The organism is Novosphingobium sp. JCM 18896, assembly GCF_025938095.1.
GTDB lineage: Bacteria > Pseudomonadota > Alphaproteobacteria > Sphingomonadales > Sphingomonadaceae > Novosphingobium.
Genome location: NZ_JAPCZF010000003.1, coordinates 665,485 through 682,341, shown reverse-complemented (window position 1 = coordinate 682,341; position 16,857 = coordinate 665,485). Strand labels below are relative to the sequence as shown.

Below are 16,857 nucleotides of genomic sequence, written 5' to 3'. Positions count from 1 at the left end.
TGGTGCTTGTCGAGGGTGCTCAGCCGACCTTCTCTCGCCCGCGCGGCAGCAGCAGGAAGAGGAAGCCGCCGACCGTGATCGTTGCCGAGACGAAGTAGAGGAACGGCGAGAAGCTGTCGGTCAGCTTCAGGGTCAGGCTGATCGCCCCCGCCCCAAGGCCCGCGGTCAGGAAGGTCACGCAGTGCACGAGGCCCAAGGTCGAATTGTAGATGCGGATGTTGAAATAGCGCGACACGAGGAAGGCCATGATGTCGACCTCGGCACCCACCGACAGGCCGACGAGGAACATCGAGAAGCCGATCACCGGCAGGGTGTTCCAGTCGGTGCCGAGCAGGAACAGGCCGATCGCGGGAATGCCCATCGACAGAGCCGTGACAATCGGCGTCGAATAGCGATCGAGCGCCAGCCCGCAGACGATCCGGCCCAGCAGGGTGCCGAAGGCGTAGATCGACACCATGGTCGCCGCCTCCTGCGTGGTGATGCCGTTGTCGAGCAGCATGATGTTCATCTGCGAGGCGTGGAGCGGCGTGTGCAGCATGCACAGGAACATGGCGACGACGATGATCCAGAAGGTCCGGCTGCGCAGGATCACGCCGTAGTCCTCGCGCGCAGAACCCGGCGTCGCGTCCGGCTTCGGTGCCAGGGGCACCACCGGCACGGCGTCGAGCTTGCGCGAGGGCCGGATCAGCATCAGCGCGCTCACCCCGCCGACCAGCGAGACCATGCCCATCGCCAGATAGCAGGCGCGCCAGCCGAATTCGATGATGCCCCAGTTGAGCGCGGGCACGACGACCATCGCCAGCGCCGCGGGAACGCAGTTGAGGATCGTCAGCGCCAGGCCCTGCGCCTGGACGAAGTTCTCGGCGATCAGGCGCGAATAGACGAGCGGCCCGGTCGTGCTGCCAACGGCCATGACCACGACCGAACAGGCCATGAAGTAGTAGAAATTGCCCCATTGCAGCGCATAGCCGACGAAGCACAGCGGCACGAGCACCGTGCCCAACATGGCGACGCGACGCACGCCGAGCCTGTCGGTGAAGCGGCCGACGAAGGGAAGGATGAAGACCGTGGTCAGCATGGTCAGCCCGATCAGCGCGAACTGCGCGCGGCTCCAGCCGAACTCCTTGACGAGGTGCGGCGCGAAGACGCTGCTCGTATAGGCGAACAGCGACAGGCTGGTGCCGCAGCCGAGACTGGCCGCAAGCAGCGGTTTCGCGTTGTCGCGCAGTTCCCCCAGATAGCTCACGCGGCTCTCCCCCGGTGTTTTCTTTGTCGTTCAGCCGCATTCGGGGCCTTGTCGTCGCACTGTGTCAGGCAAGAACGCGGCGTTGTCGAGAGCGCGCGTTTGCCCGATAGCGCGGGAACAGCCTGGGAGACCGAAGACGTGGCCAGCGACCTGATCCTCACCCAAGCCGATGCCGGCGTGTTCACGATCACGCTCAACCGCCCCGACAAGCTCAACGCGCTGCTGCCCGAGATGCACGGTCTGCTCGAAGTCGCGTTCGACCGCTTCGCCGCCGACGAGGCGCTCCACGTCTGCGTCGTCAAGGGCGCGGGCGAGCGAGCGTTCTGCGCGGGCAGCGATCTCGCCGCGTTCCAGGCCGAGGGCGGCGCGCCCTATCCCAAGACCGGCTATGCCGGCCTAGCCCAGCGCTACAACCTGACCAAGCCGGTGATCGCCGCGGTGAACGGCATCTGCCTCGGCGGCGGCTTCGAACTGGCGCTGGCCTGCGACATGATCGTGGCTTCGGACAAGGCGATCTTCGGCCTGCCCGAACCCAAGGTCGGCCTGATCGCGATCGGCGGCGGCGTCCACCGGCTGGTCCGGCAGGTCGGGATCAAGCAGGCGATGGGACCGTTGCTGACGGGCCGCAACATCGGCGCGGCCGAGGGCAAGGCCATGGGCTTCGTCAGCGAACTGGTTGCGGCCGCGGACGTCGATGCCAAGGTCGCCGAGATCTGCGCGGCGATCGTCGCCAACGCGCCGCTGGCGGTACGGCTGAGCAAGGAACTGGCCCTATGGAGTCTCGACCAGCCCACCCTGGCCGATGCCCTGGAAGGACAGACCGAGCACCCGTCGTTCCGCCGCTGGCGCGCTTCGGACGATGCGGTCGAAGGCCCCAGGGCCTTCGCCGAGAAGCGCAAGCCCGAATGGACGGGACGCTAGCTTCAGATCCTCCCCTGCAAGGGGAGGTGGCATTCACGCAGTGAATGACGGAGGGGTGTCGCCCTCTCGATAGCAGGACACCCCTCCACCACGCGCTTCGCGCGCGGTCCCCCTCCCCTTTCAGGGGAGGATCAACCGAGCCCCAGCTTGCGGTGATCCCAGCTCATTACCGTATCGGGCACGACCGAGACGACCACGCGCTTCTCGGCCATCGACTCCGCGATCACCGCGACCTCGCTGTCGTCGAGCCCCTTGTGGTTGCGCGCGACGAGCAGCTTCATCAGCCGCAGCAGCTCTGCGCCGTCGTCGATGATCGTCGCACGCCCCTTGATCGATACGCCGCGCAACTCGCTGTATTCGGTGCCCTGTTCGATCAGCAGCGCCACGCGCGGATTACGGCGCAGGTTCACCACCTTCTGCGACTTGCCATAGGTCTCGAACAGCCAGGCCTCCCCTTCGCGCGCGAACCAGACGGTGGTCAGATGCGGCGCGCCATCCTGGTCGAGCGTTGCGACCTGCAGGCTCTTGCACTCGTCGACCAAGGCCGCGATCCCGGCCTCGTTCATCCGGATCGCGTCGCGCATCTTGGCCATGGGAATCCGCCCTAGCTAATCGCCTTCAGGAAGTTCAGGCGTCCCTCGCGCCCCTCGTCGCGCAGCGAGACGAGGTCAAGCTGGAACTCGATCTCCTCCATCGGCGTCTGCACGCGCGGATTGCCCGTCCAGTAGACGACGCGGCATACGCGCTTGGCGATGCGCCAGCCCTCGGCAGTCCGCACCCATTGGTCGTCGTAGTAGCCGGTGCCGTCCCAGACCGGCGGATCACCCGCGGCATGACGGATCAGCCGCCAGGACCCGTAGGTGTGCGACGACGCGCGATCGCCGTCGACCTGGACCAGGTGGTTGATCATCATGTGCTGGGTCGCGTCGAACAGTTCGTGGAACGAGCCGAAATCTGCCTTGAACTGCGCGCGGTCGGTCCAGTGCGAGGTCGCGCCGTAGTCGGCGTCGCAGTCCTCGGTGAAGATACGGTCGAACAGGTCCCAGCGCTGGGTATCCATGGCCAGGCCATAGAGGTTGATCTGTTCGACGATGTCCTCGCGATCGGCCATCGCTTTTCTCCCGTATCGCCGTCCCCGCTCGCGCGGGGGACGGCGGGGTCTATCACACCGGCAGGCTGACTTCGGCCGTCCCCTTGAGGATCGTGTCGCCGGTCTGCGTGGTCATCTTGGTCTGCACCTTGACCATCGGGCCGCCATAAGGCGAGCGGTCGATCTTCTCGATGACCTCGCCGTCGACATAGGTCACGTCGCCCTCGAAGGCGGGGCTGCGGAACTGGGTGACCGAGTGCCAGATATAGCCGTCGTGGCCGGCCCAGTAGGCGATCGTGTCGAGGTGCCAGGCGTTCATCGACGAACCGTAGCCATAGACCCCGCCCATGCCGACCTGCTCGCCCTTGTCGGCGTTGATATGACCGGACGAGGGGCCGGCGTGAAGCCCGTCACCCTCGCGCGGATCGATCTTCCGCGCCTCGTGATCGTAAGTCATGTTCGCGGCGAAGCCGGCGTCTTCCTTGGCCGGGTCGACCGCGCCCTCGGGCACGTTCCAGCGCCAGGTGCCCCAGATATTCTGGCGATGCGCACGGCATTCGAGCGCGAAGGTCACGCGGCTGTGCGGACCGATCACGCGGCGCGGCAGCTTGTCGCCGACCTTGACGTCGGCATAGCGCGGCGAGACGCCGTCGCGGTTCGACAGGATCCAGGCCAGGCGCACGCGCTCGACTTCCTCGAGCTCGCTCTTCGTCCAGAGCTTGGGCGGGACGTTGCCCTTGTCGTAGACCTTCCGCTTGGCCGCCTCTTCCACGAGGTAGCGGATCGAGGTCGCGCGTTCCTTGGCGACGAGCGCGCCGTGCTGGTTGCGGTGGACCGTGTCACCGTCGGCGAACATCGTCGGACCGGCGAAGGCGGTGTCGGTGACCTTGTAGCCGGCGAAGGTGCGCTCCTGCGTGAGCTTGTCGCCGGGGCGGATCGGGTTGCCGTAGAACCACCATTCCTCGCCCGCGAAGATCAGGTGCGAACCGGGGATCTTGCCCACGCAAGACGGGTGGCAGCCGTGGCCATAGTCCATCGCGACGGTGAAGCTCTGCGGCGCGACGATGCCGCCGAACTTGCTGTTCGCCGCGAAGTTCTGGTCCCAGTGCAGCGGGTTCGCATAGTCCATCGCCTGGACCCAACGCCGGATGTCGGTCGCGTTGCAGGGATCCCACATCTCCGCGAAGACGATCGGCTTGCCGATCCACTTGTCGACGTCGCTCGTATCCAGCGTAACGCTACCCTCGGCCATGGACTATCCTTCCTCCCAAATCGTTCGCGAGCTTGGCGTCTTCCATGCGGCGTGCCAAACTGCGCGGCAGTTCATGCAGGCCCATCGGCAATAAGCGCGGCCCTGAAATCCGGCGCAGCTTATAGGAGAGGAACATGGCCACCGCAGCCCGGAACGCACCCATTGCCGCTGGCGACAAGCCGAGTGGCGATCACGTCTGGCGGATGCGTTGCGAGCTTGCCGCCGCCTATCGCCTCGTCGCGCTGTTCGGCTGGGACGATCATGTCGCCACCCACTTGTCGATGCGACTGCCCGACGGCACCTTCCTGCTCAATCCCTTCGGGCTGATGTTCGACGAGATCACCGCGTCGAGCCTGATGCGGCTCGATCTCGACGGCAATCTCGTCGAGCCCTGCGACTTTCCGACCAATCCGGCGGGCTTCAACATCCACGCCGGCCTGCTCACCGCGCGACCCGACGCCAACAGCGTCATGCACCTGCACACGCGCGACGGCGTCGCGGTTTCGGCACTCGCCGAAGGCCTGTTGCCGCTGAGCCAGAACGCGCTCAACGTCTGGCACGACGTGGCCTATCACGAGTTCGAAGGCATCGCCTCGGCCGAGGACGAGCGCGAGAGGCTGGCCGCGGACATCGGCGGCAAGCACCTGATGATCCTGCGCAACCACGGCACCCTGACCCTGGGCCGCTCAATCGGCGCGGCCTTCACCCGGCTCTACATGCTCGAATGGGCCTGCACTGCACAGGTGCGCACCCTGTCGATGGGACGCCCGCTCCAACTCCCGAGCGAGGCGGTGATCACCAAACAGGGCGCAATGATGAGCGGCGAATGGGTCGAAACTTTCGCCGAGACGCAGTTCTGGCCGGCGATGCTACGCAAGGCCCTAAGGGAATGTCCGGGTTTCGACATCTAGCGGCGCATGCCTATATCGCGCGCATGGCCCGCCATTCGCATCACGACAATCCGAACCCCACCCCCGCCGAAGTTCAAGCCCACGCAGCCGCTGCCCGCGCGCGCAAGCGCGCCGAAGCCGAAGCGATCGGCATCGACGCGGACTATGTCTCGCGGCTGGTCGACGGCTTCTATGGCCGCATTCGTGCCGATGCCCTGCTCGGCCCGATCTTCGCCGAACGGATCGCCGACTGGGATCTGCATCTCGACCGGATGAAGACCTTCTGGCGCTCGGTCCTGCACAACAGCGGCGAATTCTCGGGCAATCCGATGGCCAAGCACCTCGCCATGCCCGGCCTCGCAGCGCATCATTTCGCACAGTGGCTCGAACTGTTCTACACGACCCTGCGCGATCTCGAGACTCATCCGGCGGCGACGCGGCTGGTCGGTACGCGGGCGCGGATGATCGCCGAGAGCCTGCTCACCGGCATCGCCACGCGCGAGCGCGGCGTGGGCGGCTTGAAGGCGGGCGCCGACCTGCCCTACGTCTGACCTTGCGCGGATCCCGGACGCCTGCCACAAGCGACTGAACACCTGTTCAGGAGAGGATGGAAATGGATCTCGAAATCGCGACGCTGCAAGCCAAGGACGACGACGCCGCGGGCCTGATCAATGCGATGCGCAACGGCGGCGGCAGCGACGCGCTGCTTTCCGCACCGGGTTGCCGCTCGGTCAAGGTCCTGCCCGGCGTCGAGAACCCGGGCACCGTCGCCTTCCTCGTCGAATGGGATTCGGCCGAAGCCCATGCCGCGGCCAAGTCGAGCCCCGGCTTTGCCAAGTTCATCGAGATCGCCAGCCCCTGGTTCGGCGGCGGCGGTTCGATGCAGCACTTTAGCCTGGACTGAGCCTACGCGCTCAAACCCTTGATGGATCTGGTTATCCCTGCTCGCGCGCCAGGGTTCGGCGCGCGGCCTCGTTGACGTTGGCAAAGCGCGGCATCGAGAAGTTGCCGCCCGCGGCGGACTGCGGGCCGAGCGGGTATTGCCCGGGGGGCAAGGCGCTGAGCGGCATGCCTGCCGAAGCCAGCATATAAGGCGAGATGCGGTTGCGGGTGACGAGCCCGCCCGCACCGTCGTCGACGAGGGTCTGCTCGAATTCGAGCCCCTGCATGGTCCCGCGCGAACGCCGCACGGTCGCCACCGCGAGCTGTCCCTCGCCGAAATCGACGACGAAGTCGGTACCGACCGGCACTTCGAGCAGGCCCTCGATCATGCAGCCGGTGCTCGACATGTTGCGCATCGTCGCGTCGTAGCGGTGATCCTCGTGGATCAGGCCGATCTTGCGGAACACGGTCTTGCGGTCCGAGCGGGCGTTGCTGGGGCCGTCGGGCCGGATGATCCACTGGCCGCTGCCCATCGCCGCGAGCACGTCGTCGCCGGGGATCGGCTTCGAATAGATATAGCCCTGGATCTGGCCGACCTTGAGGTCGCGCATCAGATCGAGCTCGTCGTGCGCCTCGATGCCTTCGGCGGTCGTATCCATGTCGAGCGCTTCGGCCAGGCTGACGATCGCCTTGATGATCGCGACGTTGCGACTGCCGGGCTCGGTGACGCCGCGGATGAAGCTCTGGTCGATCTTGATCTTGTCGAACGGCGCCTTGCGCAGATAGCCGAGCGACGAATAGCCGGTGCCGAAATCGTCGAGCGCCAGCCGCACGCCGATCGCCTTGAGCGCGGCGAACATGTCATCGGTCGCATCGCGATCGTTGAGGAAGATCGACTCGGTCAGCTCGAGCTCGAGCAGCTCGGGCGCGAGCCCCGAATTGGCCAGCGCCTGGGTGACGAGCACCGGCAGGTTGGCATTGGCGAACTGCGCGGGCGAGACATTGACCGAGACCTTGACGTTGCCCGGCCACTGCGCTGCTTCGGTGCAGGCGCGGCGCAGCGCCCATTCGCCGAGTTGCCCGATCTGGTTGCTTTCCTCGGCCACAGGAATGAACAGCGCGGGGCTGATCGGGCCGAGCTCGGGATGGGTCCAGCGCATCACCGCTTCCATCGCCACGACCGCATTGGTCTGCGCATCGACGAGCGGCTGATAGGACAGGCTGATCTGGTTCTCGACCAGCGCATCGCGCAGGTCTTCTTCGATACGGCGGCGGGTCTCGGCCTCGTTGTGGAGGTCGGTCGAATAGAAGCGGAACTGGCCGCGGCCACCGCCCTTGGCGGCATAGAGCGCCAGATCGACGTTGCGGATCAGCTCCTCGCTGGTCACGCCGTCGTAGGGCGCGATGGCGATGCCCACCGATACGCCGATGACGCAGCGCGCGCCTTCGAGCGAATAGGGCTGCGAGACGATGTCGATGATCTTCTTGGCGATCTCGCCCAGCCGGCCGCGATCGTCGAGATCGGGCAGGATCACCTCGAACTCGTCGCCGCCGAGACGGCCGAGCTCGCAACCGTATTCGACGACGCGGCCGAGACGTTCCGCCACCTGCTTGAGCAGTTCGTCGCCGGCCGGGTGGCCGAGCGTATCGTTGACCTGCTTGAAGCGGTCGAGATCGAGCATCATCACCGCGCAGGAGCGCTTGGCCTGCTTGAACGCGGCGAGCGTGTTCTCGAGCTGGTTCGACATGCGCAGGCGGTTCGACAGCCCGGTCAGCGAATCGTACATCGCCAGCTTCTCGGCGTCATGCTGGCTGCGGCGCTGCTCGGTGACGTCGGCGCCATTGCCGCGGAAGCCGATGAAATTGCCCTGGGCATCATGATGCGGGCGGCCCGAGATCGACCACCACAGATCATCGCCGACCGCCGCCGCCGGGGCCGTGAAATCGACGAAGGTCTTGCGCTTGCCGAGAAGGACCGGAAGCGAACGCTCTACCCGGTCGTTCTTCGTCGTCTCGAGGTGGAACAGGCCCGAGAACGGCTGCCCGATCAACTCCTCGCTGGTCTTGCCGAGACGCTGAGCGACGGAATCGGAGATATAGTCGATCCGGCCGCCGGCATCAGTCGACCAGAACCAGCCGAGACCCGACTGTTCGTAGTCGCGCAGGATCTGCAGGGCCTGCTGATCGCTTCGGCCCGCACGAGCCTCACCGGCTGCTGCGCCGCTGCGCAGTCTGGACAGGCCGAGTTTTCCCAAAGCAGCCAAGACGAATGACCCCGTTTCCCGCGAGGTGTCGTCTTACGGATCCAATAGTTTAGGAACGGCTAACCTCGATACGGAATCGTCCCGTGGTTCGACCAAAGTGCAAGCCCCTTCCCTCGTGCCGACAAGTGCTGCAAGCTTGCTCCGAGCCCGGCAACGACCGGGTCTGACGAAACGAAATTTGGGGAGACGGCTCGGTGCGGCAGATTGCGATCATCGGCTCGGGACCGGCGGGCTATTACACCGCGGAAGCAGCACAGAAGCAGTGGGGCGACGAGGTCCGCGTCGACATCTTCGACTCGCTGCCGGTACCATATGGCCTGATCCGCTTCGGCGTGGCGCCCGATCACCAGTCGATCAAAGGCGTTTCGCGCCGCTACGAGGCGACCTCGCTGTCGAACAACGTGCGCTTCGTCGGCAACGTCATGGTCGGCCGCGACGTGACGATCGCCGAACTGCAGGAACTCTACGACGCGGTCGTGCTCGCCACAGGCGCGCCGCACGATAAGAAGACCGGGATCCCTGGCGAAGACCTGCGCGGGGTCCACGGCAGCGCCGCCTTCGTCGGCTGGTACAACGGCCATCCGCAGTTCGCCGAACTCGATCCCGACGTCTCGGGACAGAACGCGGTCGTGATCGGCAACGGCAACGTCGCGCTCGACGTCGTGCGGATCCTCGCCAAGACCCGCGCCGAATTCCATGGCAGCGACATCGTCAACCACGCGCTCGATCAGCTCGATCATTCGCAGGTGCGCAAGATTACCGTGCTCGGCCGCCGCGGCCCGCACCAGATTGCGATGACCCCCAAGGAGCTCGGCGAACTCGGCCATCTCGAACGCGCCAATCCGCACGTCGATCCGGCCGACCTGCCGCCCGTCGAAGAAGACGCCGCGCTCGATCCCGGCCAGCGCAAGTCGGTTGCCCTGCTGCGCGGCTTCACCGAGATCCCGGCGGCGGATCGAGAGGGCAAGTCGATCGACGTCGAGTTCGATTTCTACGCTGCGCCCAAAGCCCTGCTCGGTGCCGATGGCAAAGTTAGCGGTGTCGAAATCGAGCGCACGCGGCTCGAGGGCGGCAAGGCCGTGGGCACGGGCGAGATCTATACCGTTCCCGCCGAGCTCGTGGTGGTCTGCATCGGCTACCAGACATCGCCGATCCCCGACGTGCCGTTCGACGAGAAGAACGGCCGCTTCGCCAACGAGGAAGGCCGCATCCGGCCAGGCCTCTATTGCGTAGGCTGGGCCCGCCGCGGCCCCACGGGGACGATCGGCACCAACCGGCCCGACGGCTTCGCGGTGATTGAGAAGATTGCCGAGGATGTCGGCGACGGCGCAGCCAAACCCGGTGGCGAAGGCTTCGACCGCATCGCCAGCGAACGCACGCTAGCGGTGGTAACCTTCGACGACTGGCACAAGATCGACGAGGCCGAAGTCGCGCGCGCGCGCGATGGGGCGCCGCGCGAGAAGTTCGTGGCCGTCCAGGACATGATCGACGCCGCCAGATCCTGACCTCGCCAGACGAGCGGGGCCTAACGAGCGGACAAACGAAAAGGGCGGACTTTCGTCCGCCCTTCCCATCAGCGACCGGTAACTTATTGGGTCGGCGTGCTGGCCGAAGGGCTGCTCGGGGCAGCCGGATCGCTCGACGGCGGCGAGGCTGCCGGCGGAGCGCCCGCGGTGCTGTCGCTGCTGCTCGAGCTATCGGGTGCCGCCGCATTCGGGCTGGCCGCCGAGTCCTTGCTGCGACGATGCTTGCGGGTCTTGCCCGCGCTGTCGTCCGCGCTCGATGCGCTGGGATCAGCGGTGGTCGACTGGGCGCTCGGATCGGCCGTGCTCGCGGCCGGATCGCTGGGAGTCGCCGCCGAACCCGCTGCCTGGGCAAATGCGGGAACCGCCGTGAGACTGAGGGCGGCAATCGAAGCGATCATGATCTTTCGCATTGGGGGTTCTCCTTCTGAAGCCCCTTCAAGCTAGAGATAAAATCGGGCGAAGCAGCCACATGTGGGTCGGCCCGCCCCGTCAAACGGCTCCGCCCGTCCCGTATTTCTGCAGGATTAACAGTTCGTTGTCTGAGGTTCAGCAAGCAATCTCGCCCTATCGTCGAGGCGCATCGGCTTGTCTCACGCGTCTTCGCAGCCCGCAAGACATGTCCCCGCGACTCGGTCGAGTCGCGGGGACAAAAACTCTCTTCAGAAAGCGAAAGGAGGTCTGATCAAACCCGCATCGGCATCAGGACGTAGAGCGCGGGGCTCTTGTCGTTCTGACGGATCAGGGTCGGCGCACCGGCATCGGCGAGGTGCAGTTCGACCGTATCGCCCTCGATCTGGCCGAGGATGTCCTTGAGGTAGCCGGCGTTGAAGCCGATCTCGAAGCCCGCCGCACCGTAGTCAGCCGGCAGTTCTTCGGCGGCGGTGCCGTTGTCGGGCGAAGTCACCGACAGCGTCACGCGATCATTGTCGAGCGCCATCTTGACCGCGCGGGTCTTCTCGGTGGCGATCGTCGCGACGCGATCGACGCCTTCGTAGAAGCTCTTGGGATCGAGACGGAGCAGCTTGTCGTTCCCGGTCGGGATCACACGCGTGTAGTCCGGGAAGGTGCCGTCGATCAGCTTGCTGGTCAGCACCACGCCGTTCTCGCCACCCAGGGTGAAGCGCACCTTCGAAGCCGAGAGATCGACCTGGACATTGGTATCCAGCGCTTCTTCGAGCAGCTTGCGCAGCTCGGCCACGCACTTACGCGGCACGATCACGTCGGGCATGCCGTCGGCGCCATCGGGCTTGGGCAAGGTAAAGCGCGCGAGGCGGTGGCCGTCGGTGGCCGCGGCCTTGAGCTCGTCGTCCGAGACGTGGATGAAGATGCCGTTGAGGTAGTAGCGCGTCTCTTCGGTCGAGATCGCGAATCGCGTGCGGTCGATCAGTTCGGCCAGCTTGGCGGCGGGCAGCTCGAAGCTCGTCGGCAGCTCGCCCTCGACGATGACCGGGAAGTCGTCGCGCGGCAGGGTCGGCAGCGAGAAGCGGCTGCGGCCGGCCTTGACCGTCATGCGGTTGTCGGCGGTCTCGAGGCTGACCTGGCTGCCGTCGGGCAGCTTGCGCGCGATGTCGAACAGCAGGTGCGCAGATACGGTGATCGCCCCGGGCGCCTCGACCGAGACCGCGCTCATCGTCTCGACCACCTGAAGATCGAGGTCGGTCGCCATCAGCCGCAGCGAACCGCCGGCTTCGGCGTCGATCAGCACGTTCGACAGGATCGGGATCGTGTTGCGGCGTTCGACCACCGACTGCACGTGGGACAGACAGCGCAGCAGCGTCGCGCGTTCGATAGTGGCCTTCATGACGGTCTCATGTCCCCCTTCGACCGGCGGCCGGAGTCGGCAGCCGACGATGAATTCGGACCATATTCCTTAGCGCCGGGGCCGTATGCGGCAAGCGCGAAGGCGTTCGGACGGCGCGATTCTGGGGATAATTGCCCCGAAATCAGTCACCGCCCGGTCACTTGCCTCAGCTGAACATCGCCATGCCGCCATTCACGTGCAGCGTCTGACCGGTGACGTAGCCGGCCTCGCGGCTCGCGAGATAGGCCACGGCCGCGCCGATCTCCTCGCCCTCGCCCATGCGGCCCATCGGGATGCGACCGTTGAGCGCGTCCTTCTGCGCGTCGGGCAGGACGTCGGTCATCGCCGTGCGAATGAAGCCCGGGGCGACGCAGTTCACGGTCACGCCGCGGCTGGCGATTTCCTGCGCCAGGCTCTTCGACATGGCGGTGAGCCCGCCCTTGGCCGCCGCATAGTTCATCTGGCCAGGATTGCCCGTGGCGCCGACCACCGAGGTGATCGTGATGATGCGACCGAAGCGCGCCTTCATCATCGGCTTGGTCGCCGCGCGCATCAGGCGGAAGGCAGCCTCGAGGTTGATGCGGATCACCGCATCCCACTCTTCGTCCTTCATCCGCATCGCCAGATTGTCGCGCGTGATGCCGGCATTATTGACCAGAATGTCGATCTTGCCGAGCGAATCGAGCGCGGCCGGAACCAGCTTCTCGACGTCCTCGGGGTTCGACAGGTCGCAGGTGATGGCGACGTGATCGACTTCCTGCAGGTGCTGCGGCGTATGTTCGTCGAGCTCGTCGCGGAAGGCGCGCAGCTTGGTCGCGTTCGAGCCCGAGACGGCGAGACGCGCGCCTTGGTTGGCGAGCGCGCGGGCAATGGCGGAACCGATACCGCCCGAGGCGCCGGTGACGAGGGCGGTCATGCCGCGGAGGTCGAACATGCGGTTTTCCATCTTAGAGGTCCTTAGCCAGCGCTTCGATGTCCGCCATAGTGACAACGCTGGTCACCGTCACGTCCTGCACGGTGCGCGAGATCATCGGGCCGAGGACCTTGCCGCCGAGTTCGACGAAACGCTCGACGCCAGCCGCTTGCATGGCAATCGCGCTCTCGCGCCAACGGACGCGGCCGGTGACCTGCTCGACGAGCAGACGGCGGACCTCGGCGGGATCGCTGACGATCGCGGCGGTGACGTTGGCGAACAGCGGCAGGCGCAGCATGCCCGGCGGGGTCTTGTCGAGCGCCGCGGCCATGGCATCGGCCGCGGGCTGCATCAGCGGGCAGTGGAACGGCGCCGAAACGGGCAGCGCCATACCGCGCTTAATGCCGTGTTCCTTGACCAGAGCGATGGCGCGCTCGATCGCGCCCTTGTGGCCCGAGAGCACGACCTGGCCGGGATCGTTGTCGTTGGCGACGGTGCAGACCTCGCCTTCCGCCGCCGCATCGGCCAGCGCCTGCGCCTTGTCGATGTCAGCGCCGAGCAGCGCCGCCATGGCGCCCACGCCGACGGGCACCGCCGCCTGCATCGCCTGACCGCGCAGCTTGAGCAGGCGCGCCGTGTCGGCGAGGCAGAAAGCACCCGCGGCGCAGAGCGCGGTGTACTCGCCCAGGCTATGGCCGGCAACGAAGTCCGCCTTGTCCGCAAGGCTGATGCCGCCTTCCTTCTCGAGCACGCGCAGCACCGCGATGGCATTAGCCATGATCGCCGGCTGGGCGTTCTCGGTCAGCGTCAGCTGGTCCTCGGGCCCTTCGCGCATGATCGCCGAGAGCTTCTGGCCGAGCGCGTCGTCGACTTCCTCGAAGACCTCGCGCGCGGCGGCGCTGGCTTCGGCGAGTTCGGCACCCATGCCGACTTTCTGGCTGCCCTGACCGGGAAATACGAAGGCACGCATGGCAGGCCTCTCCTAGAGTGTGACAAAACCGCGAAACATCGCGATTCGTGGCGCGGCGGACTATTGCCCTTGCCCGCGCCCCGCAAGTCCGAACGGTACAATCTTGTTAGAAGCGTCGTGGCCGATGTCGGCCGCGCCGAGGAAGGGGATCGAATGACGCGCGCACCAGTCGCGCGCGATCGCCTCGGCATCGCTGCCGAAAGGCCGGTCGTTCTCGGGCACGTCGCTGATCCGTCCGAGCCGCAGACCGGCGACGCCGCCGAGGTGCGCGGTCAGGTGGAAGAACAGCCGGTCCACCGCATAGAGATGCTCGCTGACCTCCTCGAGCATGACGACGTGGTTGGCGAGCCCCGGCATCAACCGCGTGCCGCAGAGCATGGCCAGGGTCATAAGATTGAAGGCGACGGTCGGGTGATGGTCGAGCGAGGGTTCGCCCCCCTCCTCCCCCGCCATCAGCCAGCCTAGGCTGCGCCGCACCGCCGCCTCGCCGCCCTCGCGGCGAATGTCGTTGGGCATCGGTGCGTGGACGGGTCGGCCGATCCGAGCGCGGTACAGGCCGCCGAGCAGGTAGCCCGCATCCGAATAGCCGAGGTACTGCTTGTCCTGCGCGGCATGATCGAGCCCGGCGATCGCATCCTCGGCGATCCGGCAGGCGCCATAGCCGCCGCGCGCGAACCAGACTGCGTCGAAGGCCGGATCGTTGGCGCATTCGAGCAGCGCCGCCAGGCGCACCGCGTCGGAGCCGGCGAAATGGCCCTCGGATTCGAAGCACTGCGGATGGAAATGCAGCTCGACCTCGGGAAACTCGGCCTCGGCCAGCGCGGTGACGATCGCCGTATCGGCGCGGGTCATCGGGGTCGAGGGGGCACAAACGGCAACGCGAGGCATAGGCAGGGTGTAACCATATCGTCATCGCTGCGGAAGCCGGGACGACGATTGTAATCGGCACCACACACAGGCTACCGAGGCCGACGATGACTGACACCGCTTCGCTCACCTCGCACCCCTGGTTCTTCTGCGGCATCGGCGGCTCGGGCATGTTGCCGCTGGCGCTGATCCTGCGCGGCCAGGGCGCCGAGGTCGCGGGTTCCGACCGAAGCCGCGATCAGGGCCGTACGCCGGAGAAGTTCGCCTGGCTCGAAAGCCTCGGCTTCGGCCTCGTCCCGCAGGACGGCAACGGCATCGTCTCGGCAGAGCAAACGCTGGTCGCCTCGGCCGCGGTCGAAGACACCGTGCCCGAGGTCGTGCGCGCCCGGGAACTCGGCTGCCCGCGGATGAGCCGTGCCGAACTGCTGGCCACGCTGTTCAACCAGGCCGAGACCGGCGTGGCCATCGGCGGCACCAGCGGCAAGTCGACCGTGACCGGCATGACCGGCTGGATCCTGACCGATACCGGCCGCAACCCGACGATCATGAACGGCGCGGTGATGAAGAATTTTGCCACCGCCGACGCGCCTTTCGCCAGCGCGCGGGTCGGAGCCGGCAACGTCTTCGTGTCCGAGGTTGACGAGAGCGACGGCTCGATCGCGCTCTATCGGCCCAAGGTGGCGGTGCTGCTCAACGTCAGCCTGGATCACAAGAGCCTGGAAGAACTGCGCGACCTGTTCGGCGATTTCCTCGCCACTGCCGAAACCGCGGTGATCAACTTCGACGATTGGGAAGGCAGCGAACTCGCCATCCGGGCGCGCAAGGCCCCGCTGACCTTCGCCGTGCGCAACCCGGCGGCGGATCTGACCGTGGTGTCGGGTTCGATCGAGGAAACGCCGATCGCGATCAGCGCCGTGGTCGTCGATACACGCAACGACACCACCTATCCGCTCACGCTCAAGGTGCCGGGCCGCCACAACCTGGCCAATGCGATGGCCGCCATCGCCGCGAGCCATGCCGCGGGCGTGCCCGTGGGGGAAGCCGTCGCCGCACTGGCTTCGTTCGAGGGCCTCGCCCGCCGTTTCGACATCGTCGGCACGTCGCCCTCGGGCGTGACAGTAATCGACGACTTCGGCCACAATCCCGACAAGGTCTCGGCCACGCTCGACACGCTCAAGGCCCATCCGGGCCGCGTGATCGCCTTCTTCCAGCCGCACGGCTACGGTCCCTTGCGCCAGATGGGTCACGAACTCGCCGAAGTCTTCGCACGCAAGCTCGGCGCCGACGACCTGACGATCCTCTGCGATCCCGTCTATTTCGGCGGCACGGTCGATCGCAGCGAGGGCAGCGAGCGGATCGTCCGGCTGATCCGTGAGGCCGGCGGGCCCAATGGTGTTGAGGCGGAATACGTGCCCGAACGCGAAGCCTGCGCCGATCGCATCGTCGCGATCGCCAAGTCCGGCGACCGTATCGTCGTCATGGGCGCGCGCGACGACACCTTGACCGCCTTCGCCAAGGACCTGCTCGCGCGGCTAGCCTAGCACCGCGGCCAGGCTCGGCCCGACCGGCGCGGCCAGCGCCGCGGCGGCCATGGCGAGCGCGTTCTCGATCGCGGCCCCGTCGTTCGCCGGCGCATCGTAGGGCGGGCGCCGGTTGAACACGCTGGTCAGAACCAGGATCGCGATCAGTCGCTGGCGTTCGTGGATCAGCGCCATCGGCAGGTCAGGGCGTGCGGCCTGGATCAGTTCGAGCACTTCGCTGCCGACGGGCATCGCCTCGACCAGGCCCTCGCCGAAGCGCTCGATGTCGGGCGAGCTCAGCATGGCGAGCACGAACCGTGCGAACCGGCGTTCGCCGTCGGCCCCGCGCAGTTCGATCAGCGGCAGATAGAGCACTTCGGTCAGCGCCCGCAGGTCACCCTCGCGCCCTTGCGCGCGTACCGCCGCGAGCAGTTCGGCACGATGTCGTTCGAGATCTGGCAGGCGCCGCGCGCGGATCGCCTGGATCAGCCCGACGAAGTCACCGAAGTGATATTGCACCGCGTAATTGTTCTTCTGCCCCGCCGCGCGGCTGATTTCGCGCGCCGAGGCCCGGTCGAGCCCAAGCTCGCCGATCAGTCTTTCCGCGGTCTCGACCAGCCGCTCGGCCGCCGCCAGGCTGCGTTCGCTCTTCGCCATGGCGATCCATTTAAGTCATGTGACTTGACTCTGCAATCACCCGATGCGAGCCTTTCCG

At 66.5% G+C, this 16,857-nt stretch carries 17 protein-coding genes; 7 read left to right on the top strand and 10 right to left on the bottom strand.

What is annotated here, in order from left to right; genetic code table 11:
- Nucleotides 1–19: 19 nt before the first annotated feature.
- Nucleotides 20–1,246 (bottom strand): MFS transporter, encoded by a 1,227-nt coding sequence (locus OLX23_RS13680; RefSeq protein ID WP_264445542.1) that lies wholly within the window; start codon nucleotides 1,244–1,246, stop codon nucleotides 20–22.
- Between the two features lie 138 nt (nucleotides 1,247–1,384).
- Between OLX23_RS13680 and OLX23_RS13675 the strand changes: the two genes are divergently transcribed.
- Nucleotides 1,385–2,167, top strand: coding sequence for an enoyl-CoA hydratase-related protein (locus tag OLX23_RS13675; protein WP_264445541.1), 783 nt, complete (start codon nucleotides 1,385–1,387; stop codon nucleotides 2,165–2,167).
- Between the two features lie 131 nt (nucleotides 2,168–2,298).
- Here OLX23_RS13675 and OLX23_RS13670 read toward each other — a convergent pair whose 3' ends face one another.
- Genes OLX23_RS13670 through OLX23_RS13660 form a run of 3 tightly spaced genes read right to left on the bottom strand, consistent with a single transcriptional unit; the run spans nucleotide 2,299 to nucleotide 4,509 of the window.
- The gene (locus OLX23_RS13670; protein ID WP_264445540.1) at nucleotides 2,299–2,760 is read right to left on the bottom strand and encodes a pyridoxamine 5'-phosphate oxidase family protein; all 462 of its coding nucleotides are present in this window, start codon (nucleotides 2,758–2,760) and stop codon (nucleotides 2,299–2,301) included.
- A gap of 11 nt (nucleotides 2,761–2,771) precedes the next feature.
- A complete protein-coding gene (locus OLX23_RS13665) occupies nucleotides 2,772–3,278 on the bottom strand; it encodes a nuclear transport factor 2 family protein (RefSeq protein WP_264445539.1) in 507 nt (168 codons plus the stop codon).
- Nucleotides 3,279–3,330: 52 nt separating this feature from the next.
- Nucleotides 3,331–4,509 (bottom strand): MaoC family dehydratase N-terminal domain-containing protein, encoded by a 1,179-nt coding sequence (locus OLX23_RS13660; protein ID WP_264445538.1) that lies wholly within the window; start codon nucleotides 4,507–4,509, stop codon nucleotides 3,331–3,333.
- Nucleotides 4,510–4,643: 134 nt separating this feature from the next.
- Here OLX23_RS13660 and OLX23_RS13655 point away from each other — a divergent pair, with 134 nt between their 5' ends.
- From OLX23_RS13655 to OLX23_RS13645, 3 genes are all read left to right on the top strand, one after another.
- Nucleotides 4,644–5,420, top strand: coding sequence for a class II aldolase/adducin family protein (locus tag OLX23_RS13655; protein ID WP_264445537.1), 777 nt, complete (start codon nucleotides 4,644–4,646; stop codon nucleotides 5,418–5,420).
- Entirely contained in the window at nucleotides 5,399–5,950 is a 552-nt protein-coding gene (locus OLX23_RS13650; protein WP_264445536.1) for a group III truncated hemoglobin, read from the top strand. The genes OLX23_RS13655 and OLX23_RS13650 overlap by 22 nt, the downstream gene beginning before the upstream one ends.
- 62 nt (nucleotides 5,951–6,012) lie before the next feature.
- A complete protein-coding gene (locus OLX23_RS13645) occupies nucleotides 6,013–6,303 on the top strand; it encodes a putative quinol monooxygenase (RefSeq protein ID WP_264445535.1) in 291 nt (96 codons plus the stop codon).
- Between the two features lie 31 nt (nucleotides 6,304–6,334).
- On the opposite strand, the gene OLX23_RS13640 is transcribed toward OLX23_RS13645, so the two are convergent.
- Complete coding sequence (locus OLX23_RS13640; RefSeq protein WP_264445534.1) at nucleotides 6,335–8,545, bottom strand: putative bifunctional diguanylate cyclase/phosphodiesterase; 2,211 nt, start codon at nucleotides 8,543–8,545, stop codon at nucleotides 6,335–6,337.
- 194 nt (nucleotides 8,546–8,739) lie between these two features.
- On the opposite strand from OLX23_RS13640, the gene OLX23_RS13635 reads away from it, so the two are divergent.
- Both OLX23_RS13635 and OLX23_RS13630 read left to right on the top strand, forming a co-directional pair.
- Nucleotides 8,740–10,050 carry an FAD-dependent oxidoreductase gene (locus OLX23_RS13635; RefSeq protein WP_264445533.1) on the top strand — a complete coding sequence of 437 codons (1,311 nt, stop codon included), beginning with the start codon at nucleotides 8,740–8,742 and terminating at the stop codon, nucleotides 10,048–10,050.
- A gap of 168 nt (nucleotides 10,051–10,218) precedes the next feature.
- Nucleotides 10,219–10,515 carry a hypothetical protein gene (locus OLX23_RS13630; protein WP_264445532.1) on the top strand — a complete coding sequence of 99 codons (297 nt, stop codon included), beginning with the start codon at nucleotides 10,219–10,221 and terminating at the stop codon, nucleotides 10,513–10,515.
- 238 nt (nucleotides 10,516–10,753) lie between these two features.
- On the opposite strand, the gene dnaN is transcribed toward OLX23_RS13630, so the two are convergent.
- The 4 genes from dnaN to OLX23_RS13610 form a co-directional block, all read right to left on the bottom strand.
- Complete coding sequence (gene dnaN, locus OLX23_RS13625) at nucleotides 10,754–11,872, bottom strand: DNA polymerase III subunit beta (RefSeq protein ID WP_264445531.1); 1,119 nt, start codon at nucleotides 11,870–11,872, stop codon at nucleotides 10,754–10,756.
- A gap of 166 nt (nucleotides 11,873–12,038) precedes the next feature.
- Nucleotides 12,039–12,806 (bottom strand): 3-oxoacyl-[acyl-carrier-protein] reductase, encoded by a 768-nt coding sequence (fabG, locus tag OLX23_RS13620; RefSeq protein WP_264445530.1) that lies wholly within the window; start codon nucleotides 12,804–12,806, stop codon nucleotides 12,039–12,041.
- 13 nt (nucleotides 12,807–12,819) lie between these two features.
- Nucleotides 12,820–13,755 carry an ACP S-malonyltransferase gene (fabD, locus tag OLX23_RS13615; protein WP_264445529.1) on the bottom strand — a complete coding sequence of 312 codons (936 nt, stop codon included), beginning with the start codon at nucleotides 13,753–13,755 and terminating at the stop codon, nucleotides 12,820–12,822.
- A gap of 60 nt (nucleotides 13,756–13,815) precedes the next feature.
- The gene (locus OLX23_RS13610; RefSeq protein WP_264445528.1) at nucleotides 13,816–14,643 is read right to left on the bottom strand and encodes an LD-carboxypeptidase; all 828 of its coding nucleotides are present in this window, start codon (nucleotides 14,641–14,643) and stop codon (nucleotides 13,816–13,818) included.
- Between the two features lie 86 nt (nucleotides 14,644–14,729).
- Here OLX23_RS13610 and OLX23_RS13605 point away from each other — a divergent pair, with 86 nt between their 5' ends.
- Nucleotides 14,730–16,163: a glutamate ligase domain-containing protein gene (locus tag OLX23_RS13605; RefSeq protein WP_264445527.1), complete on the top strand. Its 1,434-nt coding sequence runs from the start codon at nucleotides 14,730–14,732 to the stop codon at nucleotides 16,161–16,163.
- Here the strand turns inward: OLX23_RS13605 and OLX23_RS13600 are convergent.
- Nucleotides 16,155–16,799, bottom strand: a complete 645-nt coding sequence (locus tag OLX23_RS13600; RefSeq protein ID WP_264445526.1) for a hypothetical protein — start codon at nucleotides 16,797–16,799, stop codon at nucleotides 16,155–16,157. The two genes, OLX23_RS13605 and OLX23_RS13600, sit on opposite strands and share 9 nt — an antisense overlap.
- Nucleotides 16,800–16,857: the final 58 nt, after the last annotated feature.

Excerpts from the sequence above, each read along its gene's own strand:
- fabG (WP_264445530.1), bottom strand. The coding sequence starts at position 12,806 with ATGTTCGACCTCCGCGGCATGACCGCCCTCGTCACCGGCGCCTCGGGC.
- OLX23_RS13650 (WP_264445536.1), top strand. The coding sequence starts at position 5,399 with ATGTCCGGGTTTCGACATCTAGCGGCGCATGCCTATATCGCGCGCATG.
- dnaN (WP_264445531.1), bottom strand. The coding sequence starts at position 11,872 with ATGAAGGCCACTATCGAACGCGCGACGCTGCTGCGCTGTCTGTCCCAC.
- OLX23_RS13670 (WP_264445540.1), bottom strand. The coding sequence starts at position 2,760 with ATGGCCAAGATGCGCGACGCGATCCGGATGAACGAGGCCGGGATCGCG.
- OLX23_RS13655 (WP_264445537.1), top strand. The coding sequence starts at position 4,644 with ATGGCCACCGCAGCCCGGAACGCACCCATTGCCGCTGGCGACAAGCCG.
- OLX23_RS13660 (WP_264445538.1), bottom strand. The coding sequence starts at position 4,509 with ATGGCCGAGGGTAGCGTTACGCTGGATACGAGCGACGTCGACAAGTGG.
- OLX23_RS13610 (WP_264445528.1), bottom strand. The coding sequence starts at position 14,643 with ATGCCTCGCGTTGCCGTTTGTGCCCCCTCGACCCCGATGACCCGCGCC.
- OLX23_RS13665 (WP_264445539.1), bottom strand. The coding sequence starts at position 3,278 with ATGGCCGATCGCGAGGACATCGTCGAACAGATCAACCTCTATGGCCTG.
- OLX23_RS13605 (WP_264445527.1), top strand. The coding sequence starts at position 14,730 with ATGACTGACACCGCTTCGCTCACCTCGCACCCCTGGTTCTTCTGCGGC.
- fabD (WP_264445529.1), bottom strand. The coding sequence starts at position 13,755 with ATGCGTGCCTTCGTATTTCCCGGTCAGGGCAGCCAGAAAGTCGGCATG.
- OLX23_RS13600 (WP_264445526.1), bottom strand. The coding sequence starts at position 16,799 with ATGGCGAAGAGCGAACGCAGCCTGGCGGCGGCCGAGCGGCTGGTCGAG.
- OLX23_RS13645 (WP_264445535.1), top strand. The coding sequence starts at position 6,013 with ATGGATCTCGAAATCGCGACGCTGCAAGCCAAGGACGACGACGCCGCG.